15 protein-coding genes are annotated in these 14,624 nt (G+C 30.7%); 1 reads left to right on the top strand and 14 read right to left on the bottom strand.

Annotated features, from left to right (window positions below):
* Positions 1-170: 170 nt before the first annotated feature.
* The 14 genes from QM746_RS09950 to QM746_RS09885 all read right to left on the bottom strand — a co-directional run bounded on the left by QM746_RS09950 (position 171) and on the right by QM746_RS09885 (position 13,676).
* Positions 171-1,715 (bottom strand): MFS transporter, encoded by a 1,545-nt coding sequence (locus tag QM746_RS09950; RefSeq protein ID WP_414984079.1) that lies wholly within the window; start codon positions 1,713-1,715, stop codon positions 171-173.
* Positions 1,716-1,726: 11 nt separating this feature from the next.
* A complete protein-coding gene (locus QM746_RS09945) occupies positions 1,727-2,116 on the bottom strand; it encodes a four helix bundle protein (RefSeq protein ID WP_414984078.1) in 390 nt (129 codons plus the stop codon).
* An 85-nt stretch (positions 2,117-2,201) separates the two neighbouring features.
* A complete protein-coding gene (locus QM746_RS09940; RefSeq protein ID WP_414984077.1) occupies positions 2,202-3,380 on the bottom strand; it encodes an acetyl-CoA C-acyltransferase in 1,179 nt (392 codons plus the stop codon).
* Between the two features lie 127 nt (positions 3,381-3,507).
* A complete protein-coding gene (locus QM746_RS09935) occupies positions 3,508-4,881 on the bottom strand; it encodes a nucleoside permease (RefSeq protein ID WP_414984076.1) in 1,374 nt (457 codons plus the stop codon).
* 36 nt (positions 4,882-4,917) lie between these two features.
* Complete coding sequence (locus tag QM746_RS09930) at positions 4,918-5,523, bottom strand: bifunctional nuclease family protein (RefSeq protein WP_374364508.1); 606 nt, start codon at positions 5,521-5,523, stop codon at positions 4,918-4,920.
* 200 nt (positions 5,524-5,723) lie between these two features.
* Positions 5,724-6,671, bottom strand: coding sequence for an electron transfer flavoprotein subunit alpha/FixB family protein (locus QM746_RS09925; protein ID WP_414984075.1), 948 nt, complete (start codon positions 6,669-6,671; stop codon positions 5,724-5,726).
* Between the two features lie 31 nt (positions 6,672-6,702).
* Positions 6,703-7,449, bottom strand: coding sequence for an electron transfer flavoprotein subunit beta/FixA family protein (locus QM746_RS09920; RefSeq protein WP_414984074.1), 747 nt, complete (start codon positions 7,447-7,449; stop codon positions 6,703-6,705).
* A gap of 300 nt (positions 7,450-7,749) precedes the next feature.
* Positions 7,750-9,129, bottom strand: coding sequence for a dipeptidase (locus QM746_RS09915; protein ID WP_414984073.1), 1,380 nt, complete (start codon positions 9,127-9,129; stop codon positions 7,750-7,752).
* Between the two features lie 73 nt (positions 9,130-9,202).
* Positions 9,203-9,421 carry a hypothetical protein gene (locus tag QM746_RS09910; protein ID WP_414984072.1) on the bottom strand — a complete coding sequence of 73 codons (219 nt, stop codon included), beginning with the start codon at positions 9,419-9,421 and terminating at the stop codon, positions 9,203-9,205.
* A 104-nt stretch (positions 9,422-9,525) separates the two neighbouring features.
* Positions 9,526-10,668, bottom strand: a complete 1,143-nt coding sequence (locus tag QM746_RS09905) for a THUMP-like domain-containing protein (RefSeq protein ID WP_414984071.1) — start codon at positions 10,666-10,668, stop codon at positions 9,526-9,528.
* Positions 10,669-10,847: 179 nt separating this feature from the next.
* Positions 10,848-12,005, bottom strand: coding sequence for a methylmalonyl-CoA mutase family protein (locus QM746_RS09900; protein WP_414984070.1), 1,158 nt, complete (start codon positions 12,003-12,005; stop codon positions 10,848-10,850).
* Between the two features lie 55 nt (positions 12,006-12,060).
* A complete protein-coding gene (locus QM746_RS09895; protein ID WP_374364522.1) occupies positions 12,061-12,420 on the bottom strand; it encodes an FtsB family cell division protein in 360 nt (119 codons plus the stop codon).
* The gene (gene udk, locus QM746_RS09890) at positions 12,420-13,037 is read right to left on the bottom strand and encodes a uridine kinase (protein ID WP_414984069.1); all 618 of its coding nucleotides are present in this window, start codon (positions 13,035-13,037) and stop codon (positions 12,420-12,422) included. The genes QM746_RS09895 and udk overlap by 1 nt, the downstream gene beginning before the upstream one ends.
* 84 nt (positions 13,038-13,121) lie before the next feature.
* Positions 13,122-13,676 (bottom strand): vancomycin high temperature exclusion protein, encoded by a 555-nt coding sequence (locus QM746_RS09885; protein WP_374364526.1) that lies wholly within the window; start codon positions 13,674-13,676, stop codon positions 13,122-13,124.
* A gap of 195 nt (positions 13,677-13,871) precedes the next feature.
* On the opposite strand from QM746_RS09885, the gene QM746_RS09880 reads away from it, so the two are divergent.
* Positions 13,872-14,453, top strand: coding sequence for a TlpA family protein disulfide reductase (locus tag QM746_RS09880; protein WP_414984068.1), 582 nt, complete (start codon positions 13,872-13,874; stop codon positions 14,451-14,453).
* Positions 14,454-14,624 lie beyond the last annotated feature (171 nt).

Below are 14,624 nucleotides of genomic sequence, written 5' to 3'. Positions count from 1 at the left end.
ATTAATTAAAATAAACTTTGTCAAAGATTTATAACTTTGACAAAGTGAAAAATTCAAGACTTACAAAAATACGGAATTATTCTTTGAAAAACTTTATGAATACATGAATTCATTATAAAAAAAAGAGTCTCGCAAAACAAAACTCTCTTATATAAATTTGAAAAAAAATTCTAATGATCTTGTTTAGATTCTATCTTTTTTTCTTTCAAAAATCTAATGAAAATTAAGCCTAGAGCAAAGAAAATTGCCATTGAAAGTGAGGCAAATCTCATCCCAGAAGTTGTAGGTAATTTTACGGAAAAATCATTTAAAAAGAATTCTCTAATTGCACTATAATTATCTATTAGTACTGCAAAAATGAAGGTTCCTAAGATGATTGCAAGCTTTTCTAAAACATCATAAAAACTAAAATAAGTGGTGTTGTCCATAGAATTATTTGGCAATAATTTACTGTATGTAGAACGAGACATAGATTGTATTCCTCCCATTACAAGCCCAATTACAGATGCAACTCCATAAAATTGATACTCTACATTCGGGTTTTCGCTTTTTAAGAAATACGCAGAAAGACACGCAAATATCCAAAGAACAATTGTGATACTTATAACGTTTTTGTTACCAATTTTTTTAGATAATTTAGAAAAGAAAATTGCTCCTATTATGGCTTCAATTTGAATGAGAAGAAGTGTCATAATTAATTTGTCTTGAGGTAAATTAATTTCGCTTTTTCCAAATAAAGTTGCCATTAAAAAAATAGTTTGCATTCCAACACTGTAAAAGAAAAAACTAATTAAAAAATACTTTAAATTATCTGTCCTAAACAATTCATTTCCAATCTTAAATAACTCTCTAAAACTTTCTTTCGTAATCTCTTTATAAAAAATAACATTGTCTTTCAAAACCTCAAAAAAACCACCATTACATTTATGACTTTTGAAAATATTTTTAAGATTTAAAAGTACTAAATCTTTTGGTAATTGGTCTTTAACTTCACCAAATTTTGGTAAATGCTTAAAAGTATATTGAGAAAATCCAAACCACCAAGCTCCCGTTAATAAAAAGCTCACTCTGGTTAAAATTAAAGCTTCTTTCGGAGTTTGAGCCACAAACATAATGAGCGCCAAACAAATAAGCACCAAAATTACAGAACCAATATAACCGTAAACATATCCTTTTGCAGAAAGTGTATCTTGCTTATCTGGCGTTGCAATATCTGGCAAAAACGAGTTATAAAAAACTAAACTTCCCCAGAAGCCAACACTTGCTGTAATACTAAATAACAATCCTAAAAATACAGTATTCATGCTAACAAACATTGCCAATCCCATACATGAAGTAGCTCCCAAATAACAGAAAAACTGTAAAAAAGATTTTTTGTTCCCAATGGTATCTGCTAGCGAAGATAAAATTGGCGATAATAAAACCACTATTAAAAATGAAATAGTAAGTGAATATCCATAAATTGCATCTGGTTGAAATTCTTTCCCAAACAGATTAATTACATTTCTTACCGGAACTTTAATCCATTTACCTGTTTCAGCCACAAATTCATTTTTTTCGTAAGCTGTAGTAATAATTGAATAATAAATAGGAAAAATGGTAGAAGTAATTACCAAAGAATAAACAGAGTTTGCCCAATCGTAGAAAGCCCAAGCTTTCATTATTTTAGGGTTGTTTTTTATTGAATTTTTCAAGTTTCGGGTTTCATGTTCCATGTTTTAAAATATTATTTAAACTTATTTCCTTTTAAATCTGAATTTTGTAAATAGCTTATGAAATTTTTTAATTTACCGCCTAGTTTTGAATATTCATCAATTAACAAGGCAGATTCTTCTTTTGAAATATATTCAAAATCTGCTGCTCTGTATAATTGAGATCTCGTCTCACCACAAGAACCTTTAGCAATTGATAAAAACTGTTTGAATTCGTTATTTCCATCTCTTTCAAATCCTTCTGCAATATTATCCATCACAGATCCTGAAGAAGAAAATATTTGGTTCTTAAATTTATAATCATTTTCAAAATTATTTTTTTTAGATAAAATGAATATTTCTTTACAAAGACTTCTAGCATTTTGCCAAATTTCTAAATCTTCAAATTTTTTTATTGTTGCCATTAGTCTTAATTTTTTGACAATAATACAACTTAAAAATCAAATTAAAAAAACTTGAAACTTGAAACTTGAAACTCTAAACAAAAAATTATAAATTTTCAATCACAATTGCACTTGCACCGCCTCCTCCGTTACAAATTGCAGCTGCGCCATATTTAGCATTATTTTGTTTTAATACATTGATAAGTGTAACAATAATTCTAGAGCCAGAACTTCCCAGTGGATGCCCAATAGAAACTGCTCCACCATTTACATTTACTTTAGAATCGTCTAAACCTAAAATTTTATTATTTGCTAAACCAACTACTGAGAATGCTTCGTTAAATTCAAAAAAATCAATTTCTGAAATATCTAAATTTGCTTTTTTAAGCGCAATTGGTAAAGCTTTTGCTGGCGCTGTAGTAAACCATTCTGGCTCATGAGCAGCATCTGCATAAGAAACAATTTTCGCCAAAGGTTTTAAGCCTAACTCTTCCATTTTTTCTTTAGACATAAGAACCAAAGCCGATGCTCCATCATTAAGAGTAGAAGCATTAGCGGCAGTTACTGTTCCATTTTCTTTTTGAAAAACTGTTGGTAATGTAGAAATTCTATCAAAATTTACATTTTTATATTCTTCGTCTTCCGAAAAAATTATTGGTTCTCCTTTTCTTTGAGGAATTTCAACAGGTACAATTTCATCTTTAAATTTACCATTAGCCCAAGCTTCCGCACTTCTTTTATAAGATTGAATTGCAAATTGATCTTGGTCTTCTCTTGAAAATTGATATTCTGCGGCACATTTTTCCGCGCAAACTCCCATGTGAACTTTGTTATAAACATCTGTAAGTCCATCAACAAGCATTCCGTCTTGCATTTTTACATCTCCAAGTTTCACAGCATTTCTAGCATTATAATAATGCGGAACAGCGCTCATATTTTCCATTCCACCTGCTACAATAATTTCTTGGTCTCCCGCTTTTATAGATTGTGCGGCTAGCATTACTGCTTTCATTCCAGAAGCACAGACTTTATTTACAGTGGTAGAAGATGTTTCGTTAGACAATCCTGCAAAAAGTGCTGCCTGACGAGCTGGCGCTTGCCCTTCTCCTGCTTGCAAAACATTTCCCATATAAACTTCCTGAACGAGTTTTGGGTCTAAATTAATTTTTTCTAACGCTCCTTTTATTGCTGTTGCACCTAATTTGGGAGCAGGAACTGAAGATAAACTTCCCAAAAAACTACCGATAGGTGTTCTAACAGCCGAAACGATATATACTTCTTTCATAGGTAATATTTTTATTTACTTATAACCAAACGGTTATCATTTTTATAAAATAATTGATTATTCTTGTGCCAAAATACAAAAAAAACACACTCGAAAAAAGTGTGTTTTGTATAATAATTTTTGTGAATTAATGACCAACTTCTCCAATAGCTTTTGGATTGTGCTTGTGCTTAAACATTAATGCAAAAAAGATTGCTATAACTAAAGCATAAGCCGAAAACGCTAACCATATTTGTGGCCAATCTTTCATTGCAATTTCTTGTGAAAGACTACCATTAACAATAGTTGCTCCTTGTTTTGAAACAAACTCTAAGAATTTAGAATTATTAGTAGTTGTATCTAAAAATCCTGCTAAGCCTTCTGTAGTCGAAAATTTATGAGTAAAAAATTTATCAATTGCCCAACCTGCAGTTACACTTCCGATAATTGCGCCAAAACCGTTCGTCATCATCATAAATAAACCTTGAGCTGATGATCTAATTTTAGAATTGGTGTTTGTTTCTACAAAAAGAGAACCAGAAATATTAAAGAAATCGAATGCCATACCATAGATTATACATGAAAGAATAATCATCCAAAGTCCAGAAGTAGGATTACCAAAACTAAATAATCCAAACCTTAAAACCCAAGCAAACATACTCATTAACATCACTTGTTTAATTCCGTATTTTTTCAAAAAGAAAGGAATTGCCAATATGAACAATGTTTCAGAAACCTGAGAAATAGACATAATAATGGTAGAATATTTAACAACGAAAGAATCTGCATATTTTGGAAAATTTTCAAATTCGCTTAAAAAAACATCTCCATAAGCATTTGTTAACTGTAAAGCTCCACCCAAAAACATCGAAAAAATGAAGAAAAGAGCCATTTTATAGTTTCCAAAGAGTTTAAAAGCATTTAAACCTAAAACTTCAACCAACGAAGCATCTTTCGAAATTAATTTCTGCGGCTTACAAGCTGGTAAAGCAAAAGAATATAAACCTAAAACTACAGCAGCAGCTCCAGCGATATAAAATTGATATTCAGAAGCTTTATTACCAGATAAATTAGTAATCCACATTGCAACGATAAATCCTACAGTTCCCCAAACTCTAATTGGCGGAAAATCTTTCACTACATCATAATGATGGTCTTTGAGTAAAGTATATGAAATTGAATTTGCTAATGCTATAGTTGGCATATAAAAAATCATTGCTAACAACATTACTGCAAAAAATGTTTCTGGAGTTGTTACTTGTGGCAAATAAAAAAGTACAGCGGCATAAAGAATATGCAAAATACCATAAATTTTTTCTGCATTAATCCATCTATCTGCAATAATTCCTACAAGTGTGGGCATAAAAACAGAAGCAATACCCATAGTGCTAAAAACTGCCCCAAATTTTGTTCCATCCCAATGTTTAGTTCCGAACCAATAATTAGCAATGGTAATAAGCCAAGCTCCCCAAACAAAAAACTGGAAAAAGCTTAGCGCAGTCAATCTTAATTTAATATTCATATTTGATTTTTTGATTTTGACTAAATTCCAAAAAAATTAGTCTATTTTTTTATTTCTACGTTTCAATTCTTCTTGAATTTCCATTGCCAAATCGTAATCTTCGTCTTTCACAGCATCGTTTAGAAGAGATTGCAAATCTTCGGAGGTCATTTTTTTTAAATCTGAAGTTTCTTCAGTGCTATAATTTTCTTCAGAAGTTGAAGAGGTTTCATTATTATTTTCAATTTCTAATAAAATTCCAGCTTCATTTAGTACTTGTTCGGTTGTATAAATGGGCGCATCAAATCTTACTGCCATTGCCACCGCATCAGAAGTTCTGGCATCAAGAATTAATTCTTCGCCATTTTCTGTATGTTTAAAATTGATATTCGAAAAGAAAACGCCATCAATTATCTGATAAATAATTACAGATTCTAAAGTATAATGAGTAGAAGTTACAAATTTTGAAAATAAATCGTGAGTGAGAGGTCTTGGAGGTTTCAAATCTTTTTCTAAACCAAGAGAAATAGATTGTGCTTCAAAATTTCCTATTACTACAGGCAATTTAACCGATGTTTCTTCATGTTCTAATAACAGTGCGTAAGCTCCAGATTGAGTCTGACTGTAAGAAATTCCGCGTATGATTAATTTTTTATAATCCATGACTACAAATATAAATCAAATTTAATATTTGAAATTTGAAATTTGAAATTTTCTTAATTAAAATTGATTTATTTCACAAGAATTTTTCCGTATGAATACTTTCTGAAAAGAAAAATTCAACTAATTTTTGAAATATTCTGCTTAAAACAAAAAAATCTGAGAAAAATGTTCCCAGATTTTTAATTATTTAAAACAATTTACTAATGTCCTTTCAATGCTTTAATCTTTTCTGTTAAAGCAGGAATTATTTGGAAAGCATCTCCTACTACTCCATAATCTGCAGATTTGAAGAATGGCGCTTCCGCATCATTATTAATTACAACAATGGTTTTAGAAGAATTAACACCAGCCAAATGCTGAATTGCACCAGAAATACCAACTGCTACATATAAATTTGGAGCAATAGCTTTACCTGTTTGCCCCACGTGTTCGCTGTGAGGTCTCCATCCAATATCCGAAACTGGTTTAGAACAAGCTGTAGCTGCACCAAGTGTATTGGCTAAATCTTCAATCATTCCCCAGTTTTCTGGGCCTTTCATTCCTCTACCCGCAGAAACTACAATTTCAGCTTCTTTCAAATCTAATTTCCCCGAAGCTTTTTCTTGATTTACAACGGTAATTCCATCTGCAGAAACAGAAACTTCTTTGGTTTCTTCGGTTCCAGAGACAGGATTTTCTTTTACTCCAAAAGAATTTTGAGCAACAGTAATAATTACGTTTTCTCCAGTAGCTTCGGCAATCATAAATGCTTTTCCAGAGAATGCTTTTCTCTTCACTTGTAATGGTGATACGCTTTCTGGAGCTGCAACAGCATTCGTAATTAAAGCTGCATTTTTTACAACAGCCAACATTGGCGCAACAGAACTAGCTTCTGTAGAATGTGGCAAAACCACAACTCCTTCTACCACCGAAGACAAAGCTTCTGCATACGCTTTTGCGTTGAAATTTTTAAGTGCTTCACTTTTAAGAGAAATTACTTTAGAAGCTCCATATTTATATAAAGAATCTGCACTATCAGCAGGATTAATGCTTACTGCTACAACGTCTGTTCCAGATTTATCAGCAATAGCTTTAGCATAAGAAACCGCTTCGAAAGCTGCTTTCTTATAATTACCGTTTATATTTTCTGTATATACAAAAATTGACATAATTTCGAGATTTTAAGTTTTAAATTTTAGATTAAATAACTTTTGCTTCTTCGTGAAGTAGTCTTACCAATTCGTCTAGATTATCCGCAGAAACCAATTTTACTTGCGCTCTTGCTGGCACACTATCAAAAGAAACAGCTTTTACTTTTACGTCTGTTTCCGTAGGTTCTTTCACAGTAAGAGGTTTTGTTCTGGCAGTCATAATTCCTCTCATGTTCGGGATGATAAGGTCTTTTTCTTCTACCAAACCTTTTTGTCCGGCAATTACAGCAGGAAGTTTTACAGAAACCGTTTCTTTTCCACCTTCTATTTCTCTTACAACAGTAGCATCAGAACCATTAATTTCTAATCCTACAGAAGCATTAACAAAAGGTTGATTCAATAATTGAGCTACCATACCAGGAACAGCACCTCCATTATAATCTAAAGATTCTTTTCCACAAAGGATTAAGTCATAACCACCTTCTTGAGCTACTTTTGCAATTTCTTTTGCTACCGTTAAGCTATCTTTTGGTTCTGCATTAATTCTAACAGCATCGTTTGCGCCAATTGCCAATGCTTTTCTCATTACAGCTTCAGCGGCTGCATCTCCTACGGTTACAATGGTTACAGTAGCACCTTGAGATTCTTGTAATTTAACAGCTTTTGTAAGCGCAAATTCATCTAAAGGATTTATAACCCATTGAATTCCGTTTTTGTCAAAAGCAGATTTATCTGCAGTAAAGTTAATTTTAGAAGTAGTATCTGGTACACTACTAATACAAACTAATATTTTCATAAGTATTGAGATTTTTATCTGTTGGTTGCTAATATAAATAAAAAAATACTATGCATGCATAATATTAAAAAACAATTTATATTCAATGCATAAATATACAAATAAAGTCCATTAATAAAGACTTTTTTAATACTGACATGATAAAAATTAGGTTTTTCGGACTCGTTTTATCTTAAAATTAATTACAAATAATTCACTAAAATTTTTATCTAAATTCATTTTTTTAAAAAAGTGAAATCAAAACACAAAAAAAGTCCTAATAAAAACTAGGACTTTATATCTTTTAAAATAATTTCAATTTTATTGTACATAATATTCAAAGAAATAAGGAATACTTTCTATGCCTTTATAAAAATTGAAAAGACCGTAATGTTCATTTGGAGAATGTATAGCGTCAGAATCTAATCCAAATCCCATCAAAACAGATTTTGCTCCTAATATTTTCTCAAATAAAGATGTAATTGGGATGCTACCACCACTTCTATATGGTAAAACTTCTTTGCCAAAAGCTTTTTCCATCGCTTTTTTCGCTGCCAAAAATTCTTTAGTATCGCTCGGCAAAACGTAAGGCATACCACCGTGATGAGGCGTAACTTTTACTTTAACAGAAGCTGGAGCTATTTTTTCAAAATATTTAGTAAATTTTTCTGTAATTTCTTCATCTGTTTGATAAGGCACCAGTCTCATAGAAATTTTAGCCGAAGCTTTACTTGGGATTACCGTTTTTGCGCCTTCACCAATGTATCCGCCCCAAATTCCGTTGCAATCTAACGTTGGTCTTATCGAAGTTCTTTCTAAAGTAGTATAACCCGTTTCGCCTTCTACTCCATTCAAGCCGATAGATTTTTTAAATTCTTCTGGATTGTCTTTTAATTTATTCATTTCAGCTCTATCTTCCGCTGAAACAATTTCTACATTATCATAAAATCCGTCAATGGTAATTTTCCCGTCTTTATCGTGAAGTTTAGCAATCATTTCCGCTAAAATATTGATAGGATTAGGAACCGCACCTCCGTATAAACCAGAATGTAAATCTCTGTTCGGACCTTCTACTTCAACTTCCAGATAACTCAAACCACGCAAACCAGTTGTTACGGTTGGTTGTTCGTTAGAATAAATATGAGTATCCGAAATTAAAATAACATCGCAAGCTAATTTTTCTTTGTTTTCTTCTAAAAAACCTGCCAAACTTACAGAGCCAACTTCTTCTTCTCCTTCAATAATGAATTTAATATTACAAGGCAAAGAATTGGTTTTCATCATGGCTTCAAAAGCTTTTACGTGCATAAAAAACTGACCTTTATCGTCTGCACTTCCTCTTGCGAAGATTGCACCATCAGGATGTAGTTCTGTAGTTTTTACCACTGGTTCAAATGGTCCACTTTCCCACAATTCTAAAGGATCTGCTGGCTGAACATCATAATGACCATAAACGAGAACTGTTGGTAAATTTTTATCTACAATTTTTTCTCCAAAAACAACAGGATAACCTTTGGTTTCGCAGATTTCTACATTGTCTGCACCTGCATTTTTAAGGTGCTTTGCTACAGCATCTGCACAATTTAGTACATCATTTTTATAAGCTGGGTCGGCAGAAATAGAAGCTATTCTTAGTAAATCTTTAAGTTCTTCTAAAAATCTTTCTTTGTTTTGTTGAATGTAATTTTGGGTATCAGACATTTCTATAAATTTTAGTGAATATAAAAAATGTCTCGCTACTGCAAGACATTTATATTATTTGGTTGATTTTGTATTATTTATGAGCAGTACTATCTACTTTTGCGGCTACTGGAGTAACTGTTTTAGCAGTAGTAGTATCTGTTTTTTCTTTATAAGTTGGCGCTTCAGCGTTTTCGTCATCGTATCTTACTACATCGTCAGTTTTTTTCAATGCACCTTTGTTACCACCTGCCGGAAGTTCACAAGAAACTAATAATGACACTGCTGCAATAGCAAAAACTATTTTTTTCATATATAAATTTTTTCGTTTTTTAAATTTTTTCAAAAATATGAAATATTACAAATTGTAACAAAGTTTTTTATCAATTTTTATAAAAATATCTCATTTCTAAGATTTTATAATAATTTTGCTTTGAGAATATGTTTGTTTCTTTGAGATTGAGAAAAAATTAGATAGTTTTCTCCGCCATCTTTTATTTTGTATTTTTTCTTAATTTCTTCTGGTTTCAAAGGGTAATTTTTAGTGATAATATTGTATTTTTCTCCTTTTTTTATTTCTTTAGGATTAATTTCCGTAGCTTCAAAAATTCTCCCAGGAAATTCATTTATTAAATTCTCTGAAGTATAAAGATGAGAATTGGGATGCAATTTTTTCAATTGAAATTTTTCTGAAATCAAATTAAATGCACCAGATTTCAATACCGAATTATTCGGAATGTAAATATATTTTTTTGGCTCATAAAATTCTGATTTACAATTCTTTTCATCATTTAATTTAAAGTTAAATTCACTTTCTTTAGATTGAAGATTTACACAAGAAATTTCTACTTCTATTTCCGATTTTTTGACATGAACTAAAACTTCTTTCACTTCATTTTTTATTGCAATAATCCAAATCTTAGAAATATTTTGCAGCGAAGAAACCAAATGTTGCAAATCTATTAAAGGAGAAAGTTTTATTAAAATTTCATCTGAAATTTCACTCAATTGTTCTTGAATTTCAATGAGATTTGGCGATAAATCTTCCAAAAGAAAGACTTTTCTGTTGTGATTATCTCTTCTCGCAGGATCGAGGTAAATTAAATTGAATCTTTCGGTATTATTTTCAAGAAAATATTCTAATTTTTGATTGATGAAATTGGCTTCTTTCCCTAAAACTTCCCAATTGTGTTTTACAATTTCTAAAAGTTCTGAATTCTGCTCTATCAAAGTAATTTCTGAAAAATTTTGAGAAAGAAAAAAAGCGTCAATTCCAAAACCGCAAGTTAAATCAATGAATTTTTCACCTTGGAAAAACTGAGCTTTATACTCGGCTGTATCTTGTGAAGAAGCCTGTTCTAAATTTAGATTTGGTGGGAAAATAATGTCATCATTATTCAAAAAAGGGAATTTTTTCTCAGCAACTTTTCTGCCTTTAATTTGTTGCACCAATTCTTGCATAGAAACATCTGGAAAAGGAGATTTTTTCAATAACAAAGAATGCAAATCTGTGTTTAGATTTGCATTGATGTATTGTTGTATTTCTTTATTTATTCTCAATTTCAAAAAATTTTAAAAGCAAATTTATCATTCCTTAGCAATCTCAATTTTGCATTCAATAAGTCTTGTTTAGATTCCTACGGAATGACAAACTTTATGGCAAATATTGAAAATCAAAATCAAAAAGTATAAATAATAACTTCACAAAACTTCTGACCTCCGGCTTTTGACTTCCGCCTTTACTCAAACATTTCTGCCCATCTCACTGGTTTTATTTCCAGAGGATTATAAAGTTGTTCTACAGATTTTGTTTTTTCTAATTTTGGGTAAAGATTTACGCCAATTAATTTAATTTTACCTTCTTCTACCCAATTTTGTTCCGCAATTGCTTGATTGTAAATTAGTTCTGATATTCTACCTGAATTCAAATTTTCTAAAAAACCTCCAGAATTTTCAATTTCTAAAAATAATTCCCACGCTTTTTTTGCAAATTGATAAGTAATATCTTCTACGTAATAACTTCCGTTGGCAGCATCATCAAAAACATTAATAATACTTTCGTAGGCCAAAACTACTTGTTGCTTAAATGAAATTTCTGCCGAAAGTTCAGTAGAGTTTTCTATTTTAAAATCATTCGCAAAAACAGCATCAGAACCTGCAATCATGGCAGCTGCAATTTCTAAAGTAGAACGAATAAGATTATTTTCTTCGTCGTTTTTGGCTTTATTTCTAAGTGAAGTTTCTGCAAAAATATAAGGAATTTCGTCTAAACTAAATTCTTTTGAAAGTTCATTAAAAAGCAGTTTAAAAGCTCTAATTTTTGCAATTTCAAAAAAATAATTGCTTCCAATAGCAAATTTGAAAACCAATTTTGATAAAATCTCTGACCCGAAAATTTCGGCTAAATCTTTAGCTTTGTCCAAAGCAAAAGCCAATTGCTGAGAAATGGAAGCTCCTGCATTTTGATACAAACTTGCATCAACACAAATGTTTTTTTCAAAACCTTTAGATAAAAGTTCTTTTCCTAATTTCTGGTTAATTTGATTTTTTTCAAAAACATCAATCAAAGAAAAATAACGATTGCTTTCGTCTGTTTTTATTTGCTCTGCTAATTCTCTATTGTTGATAAAAATTGTTTTCTCCGAAAGGTTTTCTACATTTTTATCAAGCAAAAATGCATAAGCATCTTCTTCTAATCCTTCTTGATATTTGGCAACCAAATGAGTAGATTCTTCTACTTTTGGTAGATTTTTTAAATTTTCTGAAGACTTTTCGTAATAAGGTTTTACAGAAATTCCTTCTAAATTTTCTTTGCTTAAAATGGTATAAATATCATCTGTTTTAAGCTGTTTTTTGACTAGGTTTTCCCAATCTTGAAGGGTAATTTGAGCGAACATTTTATATTGGTATTTAGTATTTAGTTTAGTAATCTGTGCCTTTTACCTCTACTTCTTACTTTTCGTTTGGCTTTTTAACCGCAGAACTATCTACCACAACAATGAAGATTTCTTCATTTTTCTTTTTCATAAAATAGTTTTCTCTCGCGAATTTTTCTCTTTCAGATTTATTATTCATTAGCTTTTTATAGAAAGCATCATTTTTTTCGTATTCAGATTTATAGTAGTCTAATTCTTTTTCATAATTGGCAATGTCTCTATTCAATTCTTTTACCACCAGCCAAGAAGTCTGATCAAAGAAAATCATCCAAATCAAAAATAGAAAAACAGTAATAAAATACTTGTTCAAAAAGAATTTTCTAATGAATTGAAGTGTTGGACTTTTTTTCTTTATTTCTTTAATCAAATCTTGCATTAATGAGATTTTTTAAGAGAATTATTAATTACGGTTGACAAGAAATCTATCGCTACAGAATTTCTTCTCATATTAGGTACAATAAGGTCTGCTTCATTTTTAGAAGGCTCTATAAATTCTTGATGCATTGGCTTCAAGGTAGTTTGATAGCGGTGAAGAACTTCGTGTAAATCTCTTCCTCTTTCTTGTGTATCTCTTTTAATTCTTCTAATTAATCTTTCGTCTGAATCTGCATGAACAAAAACTTTCAAATCAAATTCTTTTAAAAGTTCTGGATTGGTAAGCACCAAAATTCCTTCTACTATCAATACATTTTTGGGCTCTACAGTTACATAATCTCCCGTTCTGGAGTGCGTAACGAAAGAATATAACGGTTGCTCTATATTTTCTCCATTTTTAAGAGTTTTTACATGTTTTGTTAACAATTCAAAATCTATAGATTTTGGATGGTCATAATTAAGCGCTTCTCTTTCCTGAAGCGAAAGATGATGATTGTCGTGATAATAATTATCCTGAGAAAGAACGTTTACTCCTTCTGCATTAAGTTGCTGAAGAATGTTGTTAACAACGGTGGTTTTACCAGAACCTGTGCCACCTGCTATACCTATTACAAGCATTAAATTTTATTTTTTACAAAGTTATAGAAATTCTTCTATTAGACATTTGTCTTTTGTAAATTTAAGTAATTTTTTTGAATAGAATTAATCGTTTGAAATTCCGAAAATATAATAAATTACGGCTTGTACTCTTGCAAAAAATTCTCTGGTATGATTGCGGTAATAACTTTCGTTTTTGGTAACATCATGAGCATCAAAACCTAAAGCATTCATCCCGATATTTCTGGCAAAAAAAAGTGCTCTAAGATTGTGAAATCCTTGCGAAACAATAATTACATTTTTTTGTTTGAATTCGTTTTTACATCTCAAGATACTTTCTCTTGTTTTAAAACCTTTTGGGTCTTTTATGATAATATCTTCGGGAATCCCACCTTGATAGATTAAAAATTTTTTCATGGCTTCTGGTTCGTCATAACCTTTGCTTTTTTCGCCACTTACAATAATTTTTTTTATTTTACCATGATGATACAACAATGCTGTAGCATCCATTCTATAAGTAAAATACGGATTTGCAACACCAGATTTCATTTTAGGAGAAGTTCCCAATACCAGAGCAACTTCTCTTGGCGGGATTTTAGAAATTCTAGAATACGTTTTTCCTTCGGTAACAGAATATACCCAGAAATTTGCCAATATCATTAGCAAAATCACTGTTTCTAAGATTAAAAAAGTAAATCTAAATATGTATCTAATTCTTCTCAAAATAAAAAAATAAGTTAAAATGTAACTTTTATATCATTTTTAAAAATCGAAATTCTATAAATTTGCCTTTTTACAAATACTTTCAACTTTTATAAACATCATTTATTAAACAAAAATAAACATTTCAAATTTATGAAAAAACTATTCTTTTCCACACTTATATTAGCAGCAATTTTTTCCTGTAAAAAAAATGAAACAGCGGAGCATCTTGCTCAAGAAGATTCAACTGTCAAAAAAATAGACAGCACCACTACAAAACAAACCACTGAAACTTTGGTTGCAGACATGAAAGTAGCAAACACTACAGAAGTCACCAATTTAATTGCTCCTAAAAAAAACGACACAGTATATGTTACCAATTTTTTTGCAACCTGGTGCGGACCTTGTATGAAGGAAATTCCTCATTTTGTTAAAAAAATGCAACAATTAAAAGGAAAACCTGTGAAATTTACCTTCGTAAGTGTAGATGCAAAAGACGACTGGAACACCGCTGTGAGCGATTTTGCAGACGAATACGAATTAAAGAAAAATATCGTTTTATTTGATGCTTCTGCTATTTCGCCAGATTTTTTCGCTAAAATTACCAAAACTTGGGATGGCGGTTCTATACCTTTTACAGTAATTAAAAAAGGAGACAAAGAAATAGAAACGGTGGGAATGCTGAGCAAAGAAGATTTGGATGCTAAATTAAATTCTTTTTTAAAAAAAAGATAAAACCATAAAGTTAGATGACGATTATTCTGTAGGAACAATAAATCAGCCCGAAACAATGTAATTTATAGATTATTATGCATTTTTAAGAAAAAATGTTAATTAAATCTACTAAATATGCGCTTAATTTTTAATATTTTTTTCATCGATTTTTTTAAATTAAATTTGTAATGT

It is taken from the genome of Cloacibacterium sp. (assembly GCF_047601505.1).
Classification (GTDB): Bacteria; Bacteroidota; Bacteroidia; order Flavobacteriales; family Weeksellaceae; genus Cloacibacterium.
This window is presented reverse-complemented; position numbering and strand designations above follow the sequence as displayed.

Excerpts from the sequence above, each read along its gene's own strand:
- QM746_RS09950 (WP_414984079.1), bottom strand. The coding sequence starts at position 1,715 with ATGGAACATGAAACCCGAAACTTGAAAAATTCAATAAAAAACAACCCT.
- QM746_RS09945 (WP_414984078.1), bottom strand. The coding sequence starts at position 2,116 with ATGGCAACAATAAAAAAATTTGAAGATTTAGAAATTTGGCAAAATGCT.
- QM746_RS09940 (WP_414984077.1), bottom strand. The coding sequence starts at position 3,380 with ATGAAAGAAGTATATATCGTTTCGGCTGTTAGAACACCTATCGGTAGT.
- QM746_RS09935 (WP_414984076.1), bottom strand. The coding sequence starts at position 4,881 with ATGAATATTAAATTAAGATTGACTGCGCTAAGCTTTTTCCAGTTTTTT.
- QM746_RS09930 (WP_374364508.1), bottom strand. The coding sequence starts at position 5,523 with ATGGATTATAAAAAATTAATCATACGCGGAATTTCTTACAGTCAGACT.
- QM746_RS09925 (WP_414984075.1), bottom strand. The coding sequence starts at position 6,671 with ATGTCAATTTTTGTATATACAGAAAATATAAACGGTAATTATAAGAAA.
- QM746_RS09920 (WP_414984074.1), bottom strand. The coding sequence starts at position 7,449 with ATGAAAATATTAGTTTGTATTAGTAGTGTACCAGATACTACTTCTAAA.
- QM746_RS09915 (WP_414984073.1), bottom strand. The coding sequence starts at position 9,129 with ATGTCTGATACCCAAAATTACATTCAACAAAACAAAGAAAGATTTTTA.
- QM746_RS09910 (WP_414984072.1), bottom strand. The coding sequence starts at position 9,421 with ATGAAAAAAATAGTTTTTGCTATTGCAGCAGTGTCATTATTAGTTTCT.
- QM746_RS09900 (WP_414984070.1), bottom strand. The coding sequence starts at position 12,005 with ATGTTCGCTCAAATTACCCTTCAAGATTGGGAAAACCTAGTCAAAAAA.
- QM746_RS09895 (WP_374364522.1), bottom strand. The coding sequence starts at position 12,420 with ATGCAAGATTTGATTAAAGAAATAAAGAAAAAAAGTCCAACACTTCAA.
- udk (WP_414984069.1), bottom strand. The coding sequence starts at position 13,037 with ATGCTTGTAATAGGTATAGCAGGTGGCACAGGTTCTGGTAAAACCACC.
- QM746_RS09885 (WP_374364526.1), bottom strand. The coding sequence starts at position 13,676 with ATGATATTGGCAAATTTCTGGGTATATTCTGTTACCGAAGGAAAAACG.
- QM746_RS09880 (WP_414984068.1), top strand. The coding sequence starts at position 13,872 with ATGAAAAAACTATTCTTTTCCACACTTATATTAGCAGCAATTTTTTCC.